13 protein-coding genes are annotated in these 16,751 nt (G+C 68.9%); 8 read left to right on the top strand and 5 right to left on the bottom strand.

Annotation, left to right across the window (positions count from 1 at the left end):
• The first annotated feature begins 57 nt into the window (after window positions 1-57).
• Window positions 58-804: a glycosyltransferase family 2 protein gene (locus ODJ79_RS21990; RefSeq protein WP_263025412.1), complete on the top strand. Its 747-nt coding sequence runs from the start codon at window positions 58-60 to the stop codon at window positions 802-804.
• A 62-nt stretch (window positions 805-866) separates the two neighbouring features.
• Here the strand turns inward: ODJ79_RS21990 and ODJ79_RS21985 are convergent, their stop codons facing one another.
• Entirely contained in the window at window positions 867-1,817 is a 951-nt protein-coding gene (locus ODJ79_RS21985) for a glycosyltransferase family 2 protein (protein ID WP_263025411.1), read from the bottom strand.
• Window positions 1,814-2,674: a glycosyltransferase gene (locus ODJ79_RS21980; RefSeq protein ID WP_263025410.1), complete on the bottom strand. Its 861-nt coding sequence runs from the start codon at window positions 2,672-2,674 to the stop codon at window positions 1,814-1,816. The genes ODJ79_RS21985 and ODJ79_RS21980 overlap by 4 nt, the downstream gene beginning before the upstream one ends.
• 208 nt (window positions 2,675-2,882) lie before the next feature.
• Here ODJ79_RS21980 and ODJ79_RS21975 point away from each other — a divergent pair, with 208 nt between their 5' ends.
• The 3 genes from ODJ79_RS21975 to ODJ79_RS21965 all read left to right on the top strand — a co-directional run bounded on the left by ODJ79_RS21975 (window position 2,883) and on the right by ODJ79_RS21965 (window position 8,555).
• Window positions 2,883-4,019, top strand: coding sequence for a right-handed parallel beta-helix repeat-containing protein (locus tag ODJ79_RS21975; RefSeq protein WP_263025409.1), 1,137 nt, complete (start codon window positions 2,883-2,885; stop codon window positions 4,017-4,019).
• 452 nt (window positions 4,020-4,471) lie between these two features.
• Window positions 4,472-7,426 (top strand): DUF4082 domain-containing protein, encoded by a 2,955-nt coding sequence (locus ODJ79_RS21970; RefSeq protein WP_263025408.1) that lies wholly within the window; start codon window positions 4,472-4,474, stop codon window positions 7,424-7,426.
• Between the two features lie 82 nt (window positions 7,427-7,508).
• The gene (locus tag ODJ79_RS21965; protein WP_263025407.1) at window positions 7,509-8,555 is read left to right on the top strand and encodes a glycosyltransferase family 2 protein; all 1,047 of its coding nucleotides are present in this window, start codon (window positions 7,509-7,511) and stop codon (window positions 8,553-8,555) included.
• A 63-nt stretch (window positions 8,556-8,618) separates the two neighbouring features.
• Here the strand turns inward: ODJ79_RS21965 and ODJ79_RS21960 are convergent, their stop codons facing one another.
• Window positions 8,619-10,130, bottom strand: a complete 1,512-nt coding sequence (locus tag ODJ79_RS21960) for a sugar transferase (RefSeq protein WP_263025406.1) — start codon at window positions 10,128-10,130, stop codon at window positions 8,619-8,621.
• Between the two features lie 722 nt (window positions 10,131-10,852).
• Between ODJ79_RS21960 and ODJ79_RS21955 the strand changes: the two genes are divergently transcribed.
• From ODJ79_RS21955 to ODJ79_RS21945, 3 genes are read left to right on the top strand one after another with little or no spacing between them, the layout of a single operon-like run.
• Window positions 10,853-12,082, top strand: a complete 1,230-nt coding sequence (locus tag ODJ79_RS21955; protein ID WP_263025405.1) for a class I SAM-dependent methyltransferase — start codon at window positions 10,853-10,855, stop codon at window positions 12,080-12,082.
• Window positions 12,083-12,084: 2 nt separating this feature from the next.
• Complete coding sequence (locus ODJ79_RS21950) at window positions 12,085-12,945, top strand: glucose-1-phosphate cytidylyltransferase (protein WP_263025404.1); 861 nt, start codon at window positions 12,085-12,087, stop codon at window positions 12,943-12,945.
• Between the two features lie 2 nt (window positions 12,946-12,947).
• The gene (locus ODJ79_RS21945; protein WP_263025403.1) at window positions 12,948-13,589 is read left to right on the top strand and encodes a PIG-L deacetylase family protein; all 642 of its coding nucleotides are present in this window, start codon (window positions 12,948-12,950) and stop codon (window positions 13,587-13,589) included.
• 6 nt (window positions 13,590-13,595) lie between these two features.
• Here the strand turns inward: ODJ79_RS21945 and ODJ79_RS21940 are convergent, their stop codons facing one another.
• Window positions 13,596-14,771 carry a class I SAM-dependent methyltransferase gene (locus tag ODJ79_RS21940; protein WP_263025402.1) on the bottom strand — a complete coding sequence of 392 codons (1,176 nt, stop codon included), beginning with the start codon at window positions 14,769-14,771 and terminating at the stop codon, window positions 13,596-13,598.
• Window positions 14,772-14,816: 45 nt separating this feature from the next.
• Between ODJ79_RS21940 and ODJ79_RS21935 the strand changes: the two genes are divergently transcribed.
• Window positions 14,817-15,755, top strand: coding sequence for a phosphatase PAP2 family protein (locus ODJ79_RS21935; protein ID WP_263025401.1), 939 nt, complete (start codon window positions 14,817-14,819; stop codon window positions 15,753-15,755).
• On the opposite strand, the gene ODJ79_RS21930 is transcribed toward ODJ79_RS21935, so the two are convergent.
• Window positions 15,694-16,731 carry an NAD-dependent epimerase/dehydratase family protein gene (locus ODJ79_RS21930; protein ID WP_263025400.1) on the bottom strand — a complete coding sequence of 346 codons (1,038 nt, stop codon included), beginning with the start codon at window positions 16,729-16,731 and terminating at the stop codon, window positions 15,694-15,696. The two genes, ODJ79_RS21935 and ODJ79_RS21930, sit on opposite strands and share 62 nt — an antisense overlap.
• Window positions 16,732-16,751 lie beyond the last annotated feature (20 nt).

The following is a 16,751-nucleotide window of genomic DNA, read 5'->3' as shown; positions in this document are numbered from 1 at the left end:
ATGCGAGCGGCCAAGAGATTGCTGCGGCGCCACGTCGGCTGGCTTCCGCTTTACGAAATGCGGAACAAGGTGCTGCTGTCGCATACCGCGGTGCCGCTGCGCCGGTTCGAGGACGCCGAGGTGGCCCGGCTGGCCGGCGCGCTGGACGGCAGCCGTCCACGTGCGACAGTGGCCACCGTCATCCTCACTTACCGACGGCCGCACGACCTGCGCCGCGCCATCGATTCGGCGCTCGGCCAGACCTTCCGGGACCAGGTGGTCATGGTGGTGGACGATGGTGGGGGTCTGCCCGGTGACCTGCCGGACGACCCGCGGCTGTCCGCCGTCAGTCTCTCTCGCAACATCGGCGTGGCCGGGGTCAGCCGCAATGTCGGCATCCGGCTCACCGCCTCCGATTACGTGGCATTCCTCGACGACGACAACCTCTGGCATCCCGGGCATCTGGAGACGGCCGTGAGCCGACTGCGAGAGGACCCTGCCGACGGCGCGCCGCGGCCGGACGCGGTCTACACCGCGATGCGGCGAGTCACGCCCGACGGGACGCTCCGGGACATCCTCTCGGTGCCGTTCGACCGGAGCGCGGCCCGCAACAACAGTTTTCTCGACCCCAACCCGCTGGTCGCCAGGCGCACTCCGGAGCTGCACTTCAGCCGGATTCGGCGCGGCAAGGAGGTGGCGCCTCGGGAGGACTGGGAAATGATCTTCCGGTACAGCCGCCGCCACCGCGTCGAGCACGTGCCGGTTCCCACCGTCGATTACCTGGTGAACCCGGATAGCTACTGGACCTCGTGGGAACAGAACTAGGCACGAACCAGGCCCGCGGCGTGACGCTTTGCACGGGCCGCGGGCTTATGGGCAGAGCGCACCTAGTTCTTGCTCGTGCCGACCGCCCCGGCCCGGCCGAGCTCGAGCGTGGACGGGCGGACCAGCGCGCGCAGAGCCTGGCGGCTGCGTTCCTGCCCGAGCGCGGCGCGTAGCGCCTCCCGCAGCGCTACCGCCGACCAGTAGCCCGCCGCGGCCGGCGTCGAGTGTCGCATCCGGTACAGCCGCACCCGGTTGACGGTCAGGAGGCTCCACAGCCGGGGGGAGACCCTGGAGTCGCCGCCCAGGTGGGTCACCTCGGCCTCGGGGACCAGGACGGTGGCGTAGCCGTGGTCGGCGGCCCGCAGGGCGAACTCGGTCTCTTCGGAGTAGAGGAAGAACGACTCGTCCCACGGCCCGCAGTCGGCCAGGCACGCCCCCGACATGAGCATGATGGCGCCGGTCGCCCAGTCCACCACGGTCGGCCGACGGTAGGCATCGTCGTCCAGTACGGTCTCGCCGAACGGGGCCAGCCGCCCGGCACGCTGGCCGGCGAGCGCCTCGCCGAGGGCTCGGGCAATGGTCGGCCTGCGCCGCAGCGAACGGGCCAGGTGCCCGTTCTCGTCGAGGATCCGCGGCACGGCGATGCCGACCCGGTCGGGGCCGCGCTCGCCCAGTGCCGCATACAGCTTGCCGATGACGCCGTCGCCGAGCCGGACGTCGGGGTTGAGCACCAGCGCGGCGTCGAACTCACCCGCGTGGGCCAGGCCCGCGTTCAATGCGGCCGCGTAGCCCGCGTTGCGGCCCATTCGCACGATCCGGCAGCCGGGCACCGCGCTGTCGGCGAGGGTCACCGAGTCGTCGGCCGAGTCGTTGTCGGCGACGATGAGCCGCCAGTCCAGGCCGGCGAGGCCGGCCGGTAGCGATGCCAGCAGACCGGGCAGCGGGCCGGCGCTGTTGTAGGTGACCACCACGACGGCGACCCGGGGTGCGGTCATCGACTTGCTCTCTCTCATGCGGTGCGGCTGCTCTCATCGCGCAGCCACGTGCTGAAGTCGCCCTCGCGGACCGGCTTGCGTGCCTTCAGCCGGGCGATGACGGTGACGGCCAGGAACACGGCCACGTGCGGTAGCAGGGCCGGCTGCCCGCGCGTCAAGCGAACCAGGTCCGCCCGGCTGGTGCGAGCCTGATCGGTATGTTCCGGGCTGATCTCGCGCATCTGGGCGGTGGCGGTCAACGACCGCACGCGTCGCTTGATCAGGTCACGGGTGGTGCGGGGCGGATGCACCTCGACAACCGCTTCCTCGACCACCCGGCGTTCGGTGGGCGCAAACGCCACCGAGGCGGCCAGGTCGTCGCCCATGGCCTCGGGCATCTCGGCGATCCGCTGGTGGCCGCCCTCGGCGATGGCGACGACACCTCGCCCGTACAGGCCCTCGCGCACCGAAGGCAGCAGTTCCCAGACGCGGTAGTACCACCGCACCACCAGGGCGCGTCCGGTCATGTTCAGCCGCCGGGCCGGCGCGGCCGCGAGCACGCCCGGCTCACTGAGCGCGTCGGCGAGATGACGGACCGCCGCGGCGTCGAGGACGACATCGCCGTCGACGTAGACGCGGGGGTGATGACCGGCGTGCCGGTCGCCCAGCCGGAGGGCGTGGTGCTTGTTCGCCACCGGGGTCTCGACCACGGTCACCGATTCACCGAACGAACGGGCGATCGCGGCGGTGTCGTCGGTGCAGCCATTGGGGACCACGACGATGTCGAACTCGCCCGGCCGCGCATCGGCGACCAACGCGGTGAGTAGTCGGCCGATGACTGCTGCCTCGTTGTGGGCGGGGACCACGACGCTCGCGCGGGTTTCTGTTCCGGTCACCGACCGAGTATCCGGAAAGGACGCGGTTCCGCGCCATCGTGATCGGGTGGGAGGGGTATCGGATGTTGGACAAGCGCGTCCGTCGATCGGTCCGCCGAAGGTGTCCGCATGGCCGGGGTGAACGGGCGCCGTGCCTTCAGCGCTGAATGCTAAGGTTCGATCCGCCCCGCCGTGCCTAGCGCTCACGCCTTGACAACGAGGGTCTTTCATGTCTAAACATCGCCGTTTCGGCGTTGCCCGGCTGCTGTTCCGCCCGCTGCTGGTGGTACCGGCCATCCTGCTCATCGTCGCGGCCACGACGGCCGTGGTTTGGCTGTCCCGCGACGACGCCGACGAGAATTCCGGCTGTGCCGCCGGGGGCGTCGACTGCGTGGCCGAGCCGTTGCCGGGCACCTCGTCCGGCTCGAAGTCCGCGGCCGCGCGTTCGGCGCCGTCCTCCGCCCGGAGTCTCGGTCCCGCCGCCACCGCGTCCTCGTCGCCATCCACGGAGGCGGCGTCGGCGCAGACGAGCGGCAAGCCGACCGGGCCCTGCGCGTCCGGTCCGGCCTGCGGCTATCCGAGTGCCGGCAGCACCGGCCCGCGAAAGGCGCCGTCCATCCGTAAGAGCGGCAATATCTCGATCACCAAGAAAGGTCAGGTTCTCGACGGCTGGAACCTTGCCGGTTCACTGGACATCTATGCCAGCAACGTCACAGTGACCAACTGCAATATAACCTCGCGTAACTGGTGGGGAATCAATCTGCGACCAGGTTTCACGGGTCTCGTGGTTACCCACTGCAAAATCACCGACACGCCGGGCGAGGGGCCGGACAACGGTGGCTCCAACTACGCGATTTCGAATATGAGCGACGGGTCCATCGAGGTGGGCTTCAACGACATCTCCGGCTTCGGAAACGTCCTGTCGATGGGGCATGGGACGATTCACGACAATTACGTGCACAATATGTCCACTTTCGTCACCCAGTCGGGTGAATGGCAGCACACCGACTCGGTCATCAGCAACGGCAGCGACAACGGCGGCCTTGTCGTCCGGCACAACACGCTGCTGAACGAGAGCACGATCGACAAGGGCGCCACCGCCGCGGTCGGTCTCTTTGCCGACAACGGCCCGGTGCGCAACACGACTGTGCAGGACAACTGGATGGCCGGTGGGGCATACGTCCTCTACGGCGGGGGCGCGGGGTCGTCCAATGTACACGTGATCGACAACGTCTTCTCGACCCAATTGCACCCCAAAGGCGGCATTTACGGATTTGCCGCCGCGTGGAATCGGAGCGGTCCCGGGAACGTCTGGAGCGGCAATCGAACGTCCGACGGCGTTCCCATTCCGCCGCCCTCGTTGTAATGCCCCGATTTGCGGATCGGCCGCGGGATCACCTTTGCTGGCCGTTGGTATGAGGCGGCCACGACCATTGTGGCGAAGAGCGCGCCCGACTGCGCCATAACGGGCGTCGAGTCGCGGAGTCGATGCGTCGCGGGGGCCGTGTAGGCTCCCGCGCAGCGGAAGCTCTCACCCCCCTTCGGCTCGTGGACAGGCGCTCATACATGAGATCTCGATTCATTCCCTTCGCAATGGTGGCATTGGTCGCCGGCGCGACAGTGTTACTCCCAGCTGCGTCCAGCAGCGCGGCCGACGCGTGCGGCGCCGGCTCCAACCCCGTCGTTTGCGAAAATTCCAAGGCCGGTACGCCCTTCGAAGACTGGTACACACCGAGCGCATGGGGTCAAATCGGGGGATTCACCACGAAGGAGAGCGTCGCGCCCGGCGAGACCCTGCAGTTCAAGGTCCAGTCGCCGGTGTCCTACAAGGTGTCCATCTTCCGGCTCGGCTACTACGGTGGCGACGGCGCGCGGCTCATGCCCACGTCGCCCACGCAGACCTTCCCGGCCAACAACCAGAGCAACTGCGACCACGACACGGGCACCGGCCTGGTCGACTGCGGCAAATGGGCGATCACCGGCAGCTGGGCGGTGCCGTCCGACGCGGTGTCCGGCGTCTACCTCGCCATGTTCGACCAGAGTGACGGCAACGGCGTGATGCCGTACCCGTTCGTCGTGCGTGAGTCGACCCCGCACTCGCAGGTCGTCATCCAGACCGACGACCAGACCTGGCAGGCCTACAACGACTGGGGCGGCCAGGACCTGTACGGCGGAGGCGGCCCTGCGCCCGACGGCCGCGCCTACAAGGTCAGCTACAACCGGCCGATGGACATCTTCGGCGACAACGGCATCTTCGGGGCCGAGTACGCGATGATTCAGTGGGTCGAGCGCAACGGATACGACGTCAGCTACCAGTCCGGCATCGACACCGCCACCCGGCCCAGCTCGGTCCTCGGTCGCAAGATCTTCATGTCCTCCGGCCACGACGAGTACTGGACGCAGGGCCAGTGGGACAACGTCGTGGCGGCCCGTGAGTCCGGGGTGAACCTCGCCTTCTTCAGTGGCAACGAGGTCTTCTGGCGCACCCGCCTGGAGCCCAGCATCGACGGCAGCAACGCCGCCAACCGGACCCTCGTCACGTACAAGATGACGAAGATGGCACAGAACAACGGCATCGCGGACCCGAGCGGTCAGTGGACCGGCACGTGGGTGGACCCCGCCGGCGCCGGCAAGGGCGGCAACACTCCGCCGAACCAGCTCACCGGCACGCTGTTCACCGTCAACGGCAGCCGCTATGACGCCATCGAGGTCCCGTACGCCTACAGCCGCATGCGTCTGTGGCGTGACACCTCGATCGCCAGTCTGCAGCCTGGTCAGAAGGCGACGTTCCAGACCGGCACGCTCGGTTACGAGTGGGACAGCGACGTGGAGAACGCGGTCCGGGCGCCGGGCGCGATCGACCTCTCCTCGACCACGGTCGCCATCAATGACGGCAAGCTCCTCCTGGACCAGGGCAACACCTTCGGCAACGGAACCGCGACGCACAGCATCGTGATGTACCGGGACGAGTCCTCCCACGCCCTCGTCTTCGGCTCCGGCACGGTTCAGTGGTCGTGGGGCCTCAGCACCATTCACGGTGACGGTGCGACCACGACCGAGGACGTTCGGATGCAGCAGGCAACCCTGAACCTCTTCGCCGACATGGGCGTGCAGCCGCTCACCCGTCAGTCCAACCTGCACGCGGAGGTGGCCTCCACGGACACCAGCGCGCCGACCGTGACCATCACGTCGCCCGCAGCCGGCGCCACGCTGCCGGTGCTGTCGCAGGCCACGATCTCGGGCACCGCGGCCGAGGTGGGCGGCGGCCAGCTCGCCCGCGTTGAGGTGTCCGTCGACGGCGGCACCACCTGGAAGAAGGCGACCGGCCTCGGCACCTGGACGTACACCTGGACCCCCACCGCCACCGGTGCGGCGCAGATCAGCGTGCGCGCCGTCGACGACAGCGTGAACATCGGCACCCCGGCCACCCGCGCGGTCACCGTGGGTCCCCAGCAGTGCCCCTGCACGGTCTTCGCCGCCACGGACGTGCCTGGCACGATCAACGCGGGTGACGGCAGCTCGCTCGAGCTCGGCGCCAAGTTCAAGGTGACCACGGCGGCCTCGGCGATCGGTGTCCGCTTCTACAAGTCCACGGCCAACACCGGCACCCACACCGGCTCGATCTGGACCTCCGGCGGCACCCTGCTAGCCACCGGCACGTTCCAGAACGAGACCGCATCGGGCTGGCAGTCGCTGACCTTCGGCAGCCCGGTGCCGCTGGCGGCGAACACCACCTATGTCGTCTCCTACTACGCGCCCAATGGCGGCTATTCGGCCGACGGCAGCTACTTCGCCAACAAGGGTGCGGGTCTCGCGCCGGTGCAGGAGCTTCAGTCGGGCGGATCCACCGGCGGGAACGGTGTCTATCGATACGGCGTGAACGGCGGCTTCCCGTCGTCGAGCTACAACGACACCAACTACTGGGTCGAGCCGGTGGTGGACACGGCCGGGGTGAGCAGCCAGCCGCCGACGGTCACGACAACCGCGCCGGCGTCGAACGCGACCGGGGTGGCGCTCAACGCCGCCGTGACGGCGACGTTCAGTTCCGCCATCGACCCGGCCACGCTGAACTTCAGCCTGACGGTTCAGGGCGGTGCGGCGGTGACGGCCGACACCAGCTACACGGCGGCCACCAAGACCGCCAAACTGACCCCGGACACCCCGCTGCTGACGTCGACGACCTATCAGGTCTCGGTAACCGCTGCGGACGTGTACGGGAACGCCATGACGTCGCCGACCACCTGGACGTTCACCACCGGCAGCACGCAGGGGGCGCCCTCCTGCCCGTGTTCGCTGTGGTCTTCGTCGGCCACGCCGGCCACCGCGAACGTGAACGACAGCAGCTCGGTCGAGCTCGGCCTGAGGTTCAAGCCGGCCATCGACGGCTTCGTCACGGGGGTTCGCTTCTACAAGGGCTCGGCCAATACCGGTACGCACACCGGATCGCTGTGGTCGAGTGACGGTACCCTGCTGGCCACCGGCACGTTCCAGAACGAGACCAGCTCCGGCTGGCAGAGCCTGACGTTCGCCACCCCGGTCGCGGTGACCGCCGCCACGGTGTACGTGGTGTCGTACCATGCACCTAACGGCAACTACTCCGCTACCGGCAGCTACTTCACCAATGCCCGTACGGTCTATCCGTTGACCGCACTGGCCGACGGCGACGGCGGCGGCAACGGCCTCTACCGGTACGGCGCGGCGAGCTTCCCGAACAGTACGTACGGGTCGACCAACTACTGGGTTGATCCCATCTTCGCTACCACTGCCAACTGATCCACCAACCTCTCTCTGGCGCCGGCCGGATGTCTGACATCCGGCCGGCGCTCTTGGTCGATATGACGAAGTGAGGCGATTGATGAGCTCCGTCAGCGTCGTTATCCCGTGCTACAAGTACGGTCAGTACCTGAACGCCTGCGTGCGCAGTGTGCTCGACGACAACCCCGGCGTCGATGTCCGCGTCCTGATCATCGATGACGCCTCACCGGACAACTCCGCGGAGGTGGCTCGCTCCATCGCGGCGGCCGACCCCCGCGTCGCAGTCCGGGTGCACGAGACGAACAAGGGCCACCTGGCCACGTACAACGAAGGTCTTCTCGAGTGGGCCGACGGGGACTACTCGGTGCTGCTGTCAGCCGACGACCGGCTCACTCCGGGCGCGCTGACCCGCGCCGTCGCGTTGCTCGACGCGAACCCCTCGGTGGGCTTCGTCTACGGCCGGCCGGTGCACTTCACCCACCCCGGCCCGCCGCCGCCGGCCAGGACCCAGGTGCGCGGACACAGCGTGTGGCCCGGCCATTGGTGGCTGGAGCGTCGTTTCCGTGAGGGCCACGGCTGCATCACGTCACCGGAGGTCGTGGTGCGTACGGACCTGCAGCGAAAGCTCGGCGGCTACGACCCGCGGCTGCCGCACTCCGGCGACATCGAGATGTGGATGCGGTTCGCCGCGCACGCCGACGTCGGCTATCTCCGCGGCGCCGACCAGGCCTACTACCGGCTGCACAACAACAACATGTCCGCACCGCATTTCGCCGCGCTGGTCGAGGAGCTCGGTCAGCGCCGGGCGGCGTACGAGGTGACCCTGGAACGCAACGGTGACCTGCTTCCCGATCGGGACCGCCTTGATCGAATGATCCACCAAAAACTGGCTCGCATCGCCCTCCGGCGCGCTCTGCGGGCGTACGACCGAGGCCGAACCGCGCTCGTGCCGGTCGATGAGCTGGTGGAGTTCGCCGCGGACTGCTGGCCCGCCTACGAGTCGCTTCCGGAGTACCGTGGTCTGCGTCTGCGCCGCCGAATCGGCACCAGGGCGATGCCGTACCTGCAGCCGCTGGTGCTGAGCGCGGTGTACAACAAGGGCCGCGAGTGGCTGTGGTGGCAGTCCTGGAGCCGGCGCGGCATCTGAAGCGCGGGGTAACGCGAACGGGCCATCGGGGAGCTGCCGGCGGCCCGTTCTTGGTGTTGGGGTTCAGTAGGCTCCGGAGCTGCGGACCACCGCGCTCACGGTACGCGCCAGGATCGCCAGGTCCATCGCGAGCGACCAGTTCTCGACGTAGGTGAGGTCGAGCCGGATCGACTCGTCCCAGGAGAGGTCGGAGCGGCCCGAGACCTGCCACAGGCCGGTGAGGCCCGGCTTGACGACTAGGCGGCGGCGCATGTCGGCGGGGTAGCCGGCGACCTCCCTGGCCAGCGGCGGCCGCGGGCCGACCAGCGACATGTCGCCCTTGACCACGTTGATCAGTTGCGGCAATTCGTCCAGCGACAGCCGGCGCAACCAGCGGCCCACCGGCGTGACCCGCGGGTCGTCGCGCATCTTGAACAGCTCGCCGTCGGTGTCGTTGAGATTGCGCAGCTCCTGCAGGCGCGCCTCGGCGTTGACCACCATCGTGCGGAACTTGTAGAGAGTGAACAGGATGCCGTCCTTGCCCACCCGTTCCTGCCGGAAGATCACCGGCCCGCGACCGCCGGGCCCCAAGGCCACCAGCCCGGCGATCACCGCCAGGAGCGGGGCGCTGACCACCAGCAGGAAAAGCGCACCGACCCGGTCGAAGGTGGCCTTCACGAGGCGGGAGCTGCCCTTGAGCCGTGGGTGTTCGACGTGCAGCATCGGCAGGCCGTCGACCGGGCGGATGGTGGTGCGGTCGCCGGCCACGTCGACCAGGGTGCTGGCGACGATGAGGTCGATCTCGTCGCGCTCGAGCTGCCAGGCCAGGCGGCGCAGCGCGGGACCGTCGATCTCGGGGCAGGCCAGCACCACGACCGTGTCCGCGCCGGTGAGGCTGACCGCCGCGGCGACGCCGTCGAAGTCGCCGTAGATCTCCGGCAGGCCTGCGGTGGAGTCGAACTCCCTGATCTGTGAGGCCGGCACGCAAGCGCCGAGGATGCCGAGGCCGTGGTGACTCTCGCGCCCCAGCCAGCGTGCCATGTCGGCGACGGCCCGCGCATGCCCGACCAGGATGACCCGATGCAGGCGGTCACCGCGAGCCCACGAACGGTGCAGCATCTGCCGGTACGCGTATCGCGCGCCGAGTCCCAGGACGGTGGCCAGCGGAACCGCGATGAGAACGTATCCGCGTGCTAAACGCAGATCGAACGCGAAGGAAAAAATGGCCAGCGTAGCGGTCAGGCCCAGGCCCGATCGAACTACTCTCGCGTATTCGTCGGTGCCGACGAACAGGTGCCGGGCCTCGTGTGCCCGGTTGAGTGCGAGCACCGCTATCCAGGCGAGCGGGAAAAGCAGGGTCAGCAGCACATAGATCAGTAGGAAAGGCAACGGACCGTAGTTGCCGAAGCGCAGGAAGAGAGCCGAGCAGGCCGCCACGAGACCGACCGCATAGTCGATGAGGTACAACACCCACGCGTAACGGCGGCGCCAGTCGGCGCGCGGGGCGGGCTGCTGGAACTCCGGCTGCCGCAAGGGCATGAGCTGCTGTTCTCCCCCGGTGATCTCGACTGCCGATCTCGGGTCGATCGTCTGCACGCCTAGCCCTCCGTCATTGATGGCGGTCAGCCACGGTCCGTTTTTCGAGCCTCTGTCGGACATGCTGGTCGAGGCGGTGGGTAACTGGTTCATCTTTTCGCCGGCGGGAGGCCGACCGCCGGACTCCAACAGAGAGCCTGCTTAATCCGCCGTCCGTCCGCTACACCTTTCCGTGTGAGACGTGTTACCGAATCGGACGATGCCTTTCTCGTCGAGGTACAGGGCAGTAAAATCGGGCGTTTCGGAACAATTACATGAATCGGAAATTGCGCTGCATTTAATGCGCCCGAACCGGTGATCTGTACTCTGTCCGGCCGTTCCGGTCAATCGTCTGAACGGAAAAGGAGAATGTATTAAATCCGACGTCGTCCTTCGATATATGTGTTGCCTGCCTCATTTCGCGCAGCCGGCCCGCGATCCGGAGCTCCGAGTCGAGGGGTGCACGCCGGGCTCGTGCCCCGATGGGCGTTACGTGCCCGGGAGCCGGTCTTGGGCGAGCGTCGGGCCGCCTCGGGTGACAACAGCGACAACTCCGCTTCCAGGCCGTCGGCCGTTCGGCCCGCTCCGGCCACCCGGGTGGCCGGAGCGGCGTGGGCGGTAGGTCGAAGCGGCCGGTCGTCGGCCGCTCGCGATTGCCGGATCATCCGACAAATCCGGGCAATATCGGGCCATATACTTCTTTTCGCGCCTCCCGGGCGCGACCCGCTAGATGAGGAGCGCGGATGACTGCGGTTGCCTGCCGACTGTGCGGTGCGAGCTTGACCGCGACGTTTGTCGACCTGGGCATGTCGCCGCTGTGCGAGAGCTTCGTCCCGGCCGACCGGACCGACGGGCCGGAGACGTTCTACCCGCTGCACGTGCGGATCTGCGCCGACTGCCTGCTCGTCCAGCTGGCAGCCTACGTACCCGGGGAGGACATCTTCTCCGACTACCTCTACTTCTCGTCGTACTCGACCTCCTGGGTCGAGCACGCCCGCCGGTACGCCGCCGACATGACCGAGCGGCTGGCACTCGGCCCCGACTCGCTCGTCGCCGAGGTGGCCAGCAACGACGGCTACCTGCTGCAGCACTTCGTCGCCGCCGGTATCCCGGTGGTCGGCGTCGAGCCGGCGGCGAACATCGCCGAGGTGGCCCGGGAGAAGGGCATCCGCACCGAGGTCGAGTTCCTGGGCGCCAGGACCGGCGCGGCGGTGGCCGCCAAATACGGCCGGGCCGACCTGGTCGCCGGCAACAACGTGTACGCGCACGTGCCGGACATCGTCGACTTCAGCGCCGGGCTGGCCGCCCTGGTGAAGCCCACCGGCCTGGTGACGCTGGAGTTCCCGCACCTGCTGCGCCTGATCGAGCGCAACCAGTACGACACCATCTACCACGAGCACTACCAGTACCTCTCGCTGCTCACCGCCTCCCGTGCGCTCGCCACCGCCGGCCTGACCGTGGTCGACGTCGACGAGCTGAGCACGCACGGCGGCTCGCTCCGCGTGCACGCCCGCCCGGCCGGTGCGGTGGGGGAGCCGTCGGCGACCGTGAAAGCCGTGCTCGCCGCCGAGGAAGCCGCCGGCCTGCACACCCTCGAAGGCCACGCCGGCTTCGCCGAGGCCGTCTTCGGCATCAAGCGGGACCTGCTGACCTTCCTGATGGGCGCCCGCGCCGAAGGCAAGACCGTCGTCGGCTACGGCGCCCCGGGCAAGGGCAACACGCTGCTGAACCACTGCGGCATCCGGTCCGACCTGCTCGCGTACACGGTGGACCGCAGCCCGCACAAGCAGGGCTGGTTCCTGCCCGGTACGCACATCCCGATCCACCACCCCGACAAGATCGCCGAGACCAGGCCCGACTACGTCCTCGTCCTGCCCTGGAACCTGCGGACCGAGATCACCGAGCAGCTCGCCTACATCCGCGAGTGGGGCGGCAAGCTGGTGTTCCCCATCCCGACGCTCGAGGTGGTGTGACCATGAAGGTGGTGCTGTTCTGCGGCGGCCTCGGCATGCGGATGCGTGAGGGGCCGACCAGCGCGCCCAAGCCGATGAACATGATCGGGGACCGGCCGCTGCTGTGGCACGTGATGCGCTACTACGCGCACTTCGGCCACAAGGACTTCGTGCTCTGCCTCGGCTACGGCGCCGCCGCGGTCAAGGACTACTTCATCAACTACGACGAGACACAGTCGAACGACTTCACCCTGGCCGGTGGCAGCCGGAACATCGAGCTGCACCGCACCGACATCGACGACTGGAACATCTCGTTCATCGACACCGGCCTCAACACGTCGATCGGCGAGCGGCTGATGCGGGTCCGGCATCTGGTGCAGGACGAGGAGATGTTCCTCGCCAACTATGCCGACACGCTGACCGACGCCCCGTTGGACAAGCTCATCGAGCGGTTCGAGCAGTCGCCGAACGCGGTGGCCAGCATGCTGGCCGTCCCGCCGGTCTCCACCCACCACGTGGTCGAGATCGCCGAGAACGGCGAGGTGACCGGGGTCCGCTCGGTGGCCGACCTGATGCAGTACGAGAACGGCGGATACTTCATCCTGCGCCCCGGCATCTTCGACGAGCTGCGCGTGGGCGAGGACATGGTGCCGCAGGCCTTCGACCGGCTGATCCCCCGGCGCGAGCTGCTCGCCCAGCGGCACGGCGGCTTCTGGCGGGCCGCGGACACCTTCAAGGACCGCGCCGAACTGGAGGACATGTACCACCGTGGACAGTGCCCCTGGATGCTCTGGGACCCGCAGCGCAGCGGCAGGTCGCCGGTGACGGTGTCGGAGCTCCTGCCGAGGCAGCCGTCCGTCACCAACGCCGCCCTCGTCGCGTAGGCATGCTGAACCTGTCCTTGGCCGGGGTGCGGTCGCTGACCGTGGTCGGAGCGCACCCCGACGACATCGAGATCGCGGCCGGCGGCCTGCTGTTGTCCCTGGCGGCGGCCAACCCCGGCCTGCGTGTCCACTATGTCCTCTGCACCGGAAGCCCCGACCGCCAGGCGGAGGCGCGGGCCGCCGCGGCCGCGTTCCTGCCCGGCGCGGAGCTCACCTTCGCCCTGCACACGCTGCCCGACGGGCGGTTGCCGGCGCACTGGAACGCGGTCAAGGACATCCTGCACGAGGCGGCCGGCACGCTCTCGCCCGACCTGCTGCTCTGCCCGGCTCGCAACGACGCCCATCAGGACCACCGGCTGCTCGGCGAGCAGGCCCCCACGGTGTTCCGGGACCAGTTGGTGCTGCACTACGAGATCCCGAAGTGGGACGGCGATCTGGCCCGGCGCAACGTCTACGTGCCGCTCGCCGACGAGGTCGCCCGGCGCAAGGTGGAGCTGCTGCACGCGTCGTTCCCGTCGCAGAAGCATCGGGACTGGTGGGACGACGAGGTGTTCCTCGGGCTGGCGCGGCTGCGCGGGATGGAGTGCCGGTCGCGCTACGCCGAGGCGTACGACTGCACCAAGGCGGCCCTTCGACTGGGGTGAGGCTCGTCAGGCGATCAGCAGCTCGGCTTCGACGCCCAGCTCGCGCAACGCCTCGGCGATCTCCGCCCGGTACGCCGGGTTCGTGATGATCACGGCCTCGGGGCGCAGCTCGGTCAGCGTCTCCGGGGCGTCCACCCGGTGCGCGGTCACCGGCAGGTAGCGGCCCCACTTGCGCGGGTTCACGTCCACCACCGCGGACAGCCGCCGGTCGGCGTCGGCGAACGTCAGGAACTGCACGCCGCGCGAGCCGGCGCCCCAGAGCACCGGGTTGGCGCCCCGCTCGACCAGCTCCCCGATCCGCCCGCGCCACCGCGAACGCTCGGCCCGGTTGCGCTCGGCGAAGCCGGACACCGCGGCGAGCTGGCGGTCGCGCGCGTCCTCCCGGGGGATCGGCTGGTCGCCGAGGCGCGGCCGGTCACCGGCGTTCACCGACATCTCGATGAAGCGGAACATGCCGCCGAACAGCGTTCCCGTGTCCTCGACCCGCCAGCCGGCTCGCTCGACGATCCGCACCAGGGAGGACGCGTCGAAGTACGAGACGTGCGGGTAGATGACCTCCCAGCCCGCCGTGGCCAGGTCGTAGACGGCGTCCGGCACCTCGAGATAGCCGTACGCCCGGCGGTCGCCGGCCCGCTCGCGCAGGTCGGCAAGGAACTCGTACGGATCGGCGAGGTGCTCGAACCAGTGCCGGGAGGTGAACAGGTCGAAGTCGGGCAGCGCCGCGCCGCGCGGGGCGTACCCGGTGTGGAACTCGGCACCCGACGGGTCGCGACCCTGCGGGCCGGCGTACATGGCGTCGTAGCCCACGCCGGTCGCCCCGGCGGTGTGGCACAGCTCCCGCAGGAACTCGCCCTGACCGCACCCGATGTCCAGCACCCGCTTGCCACTCAGCCGGTAGCGGTCGGCGAGGTGCTTCACGAGCTCGGCCGAGAACGCCTGGAACGCCGGGGAGTGGTGCAGGTTGGTGTCCATCGTCGTGTCGTACACCATCAGCGCCGGGTCGAACGCCGTGTTGCGGACGTAGGCGCAGTTCGGGCAGTAGGCCAGCGTCATCCGGCCGACCGGGCTGGCCGCGGCCGCCCCGGCGTCGGCCCAGTGCACGCCGCACAGCACCGGGATGTCCCCGAGATCGGCGAACGGAATGAGCGTGGCCTCCGCGCACGCGTCACACGAATGGGACAAGACTTTCTCCTCGAGGTGGCGGTTCGGCCCAATAGATTCGTAGGCGTGCGAGGTGAGTCCTCATCGGTATGGCAAAGGGCGTCGATTTTCGGTGTCACCTGTGTCGCATTGTTGATTGTGGTGTATGCCCTCGCCGTCTTCACGGTGCCTGGGCAGCGGTTCGAGGACGCCGTGTTGCGCGCCGCCGATGCCGTTGCCGGCAGCCCCGAACAGGCGGCCGCCCTCAATACTTTGGGCCTGATCACCGTTCCGACGGCGGTTGCCGGCGTGCTCCTGGTTTTTCTCGTGGGCGCGTTGCGACGTCGGTTCTTGCTGGCCACGCTCGCTGTTGTCGCGATGGCCGGGGCAGTTGTCACCACCGAGTTGATTCAGCGTTACGGCATACGGCCGATCCTCCTTCAGCACGGTCACCGGCGATACGACCAAAGCTTTCCCAGCGGACACACGACGGTCGCGACGGCTCTCATGTGTGGGCTGGTGCTGGTCGCGCCGTATCGGTTTCGCGGCCTGACCGTGGCCCTGGGCCTGCTGTTCGCCACGGGTGTCGGGGTGGCGACGGTGACCGCGAGCTGGCACCGGCCGAGCGACACCATCGGTGCCACCCTCATCGTCGTCGGATATGGCTGTGCGACCGTCGCGGTGCTGACCAAGTTCCGTCGGGTTCGACCGGCGGCCCTCCCGACCGTCCTGGGGCGTACCCTCCGGGTGTCGCTGGCCACGGTTGTCGCCGGCGTGGCCGTGCTCTCGTTCGCCGGTGCCGCGGTTGCCGTTGTCATCGCCCTGCGGCCCGCACACGAGAGCGGCAGTGTCCCCGCCACGCTGGCTGCTGGACGGCTGCTGGCGCTGGGCGCGGGCGCGTCTGCCGGAGCGGCGCTGCTCGCGTTGCTACGCCGCGTGGACATCGGTGCTCCGCCGGAGCCCGTCAATCCTTCTCCGTCCAGCGCAGGTCGGCGTCGATCCGGCCCTGCTCGGTCAACGCGTTGATCCGCTTGAGGCGCTGGTGCCGCTCGCCCATCAGGTCGGCCAGCTGCAGGTCGTACCGCTGGTAGGCCTCGGCGAGCTGCTCGATGCCGCTGTGCAGGGTCCACCGCGGGCGGAAGGCCGGCACCTCGCGGGCGATCAGGTCACAGGTGACGCGGTAGTTGCGCGCGTCCGCACCGGCGCCCTCGGCGAACGTCACGGTGCCGCCCACGACGTCCCGGACAGCCTCGGCGACGTCGCGGATCAGGTAGTTGCCCGCCGAGTCGCCGACGTTGAACGCCCGCGCGTGCACGGTGTCGCGCGGCGCCTCGAGCAGGGCCTGGAAGGCCAGGGCGATGTCGTCGGCATGCACCAGCGGCCGCCAGGCCATGCCGTTGCTGCGCAGGCGTACCTCACCGGTCAGCAGGGCGTTGCCGACCAGGTCGTTGACGACCAGGTCGCCGCGCAGCCGCGGGGAGAACCCGTACGCGGTGGCGTTGCGCAGGAACACGGGGGAGAAGTCGTCGTCCGCCAGCGGCCGGAGGTCCTGCTCCGAGCGGATCTTCGATTCGCCGTACGGGGTGACCGGCGCGAAGCCGGCGTTCTCGTCGAGCGGGGAATCGTCCGTGCCGGCGCCGTAGAGGCTGCACGACGAGGCGAACAGGAACCGGGACGCCCCGGACTGCTTGGCGGCTCGGGCCAGCCGGATCGTCGACCGGTGGTTCACGTCGTAGGTGAGGTCGGGGTTGAGGTCGCCGAGCGGGTCGTTGCAGAGGGCCGCCAGGTGCATCACCGCGTCCGGCGCCACCTCCGCCAGGTGCTCGGCGGTCACGTCCCGCACGTCGACCCGCAGGGTCGGCACCGGGTCGGGGACCGGGCCGACGACGCAGTCGGCGAACCAGCCGGTGTCGAGGCCGATCACCTCGTGCCCGGCGGCGGTCAGACGGGGGACCAGGACGCTGCCGAGGTAACCCTCATGGCCGGTGACGAGAACGCGCATGCGGTACTCCAGCTACGTGG

Source organism: Actinoplanes sp. KI2, assembly GCF_025630775.1.
In the GTDB taxonomy this organism is placed as follows: Bacteria; Actinomycetota; Actinomycetes; order Mycobacteriales; family Micromonosporaceae; genus Actinoplanes.
The sequence above is the reverse complement of the archived record's forward strand: the minus strand, read 5'-3'. Positions and strand labels throughout refer to the sequence as shown.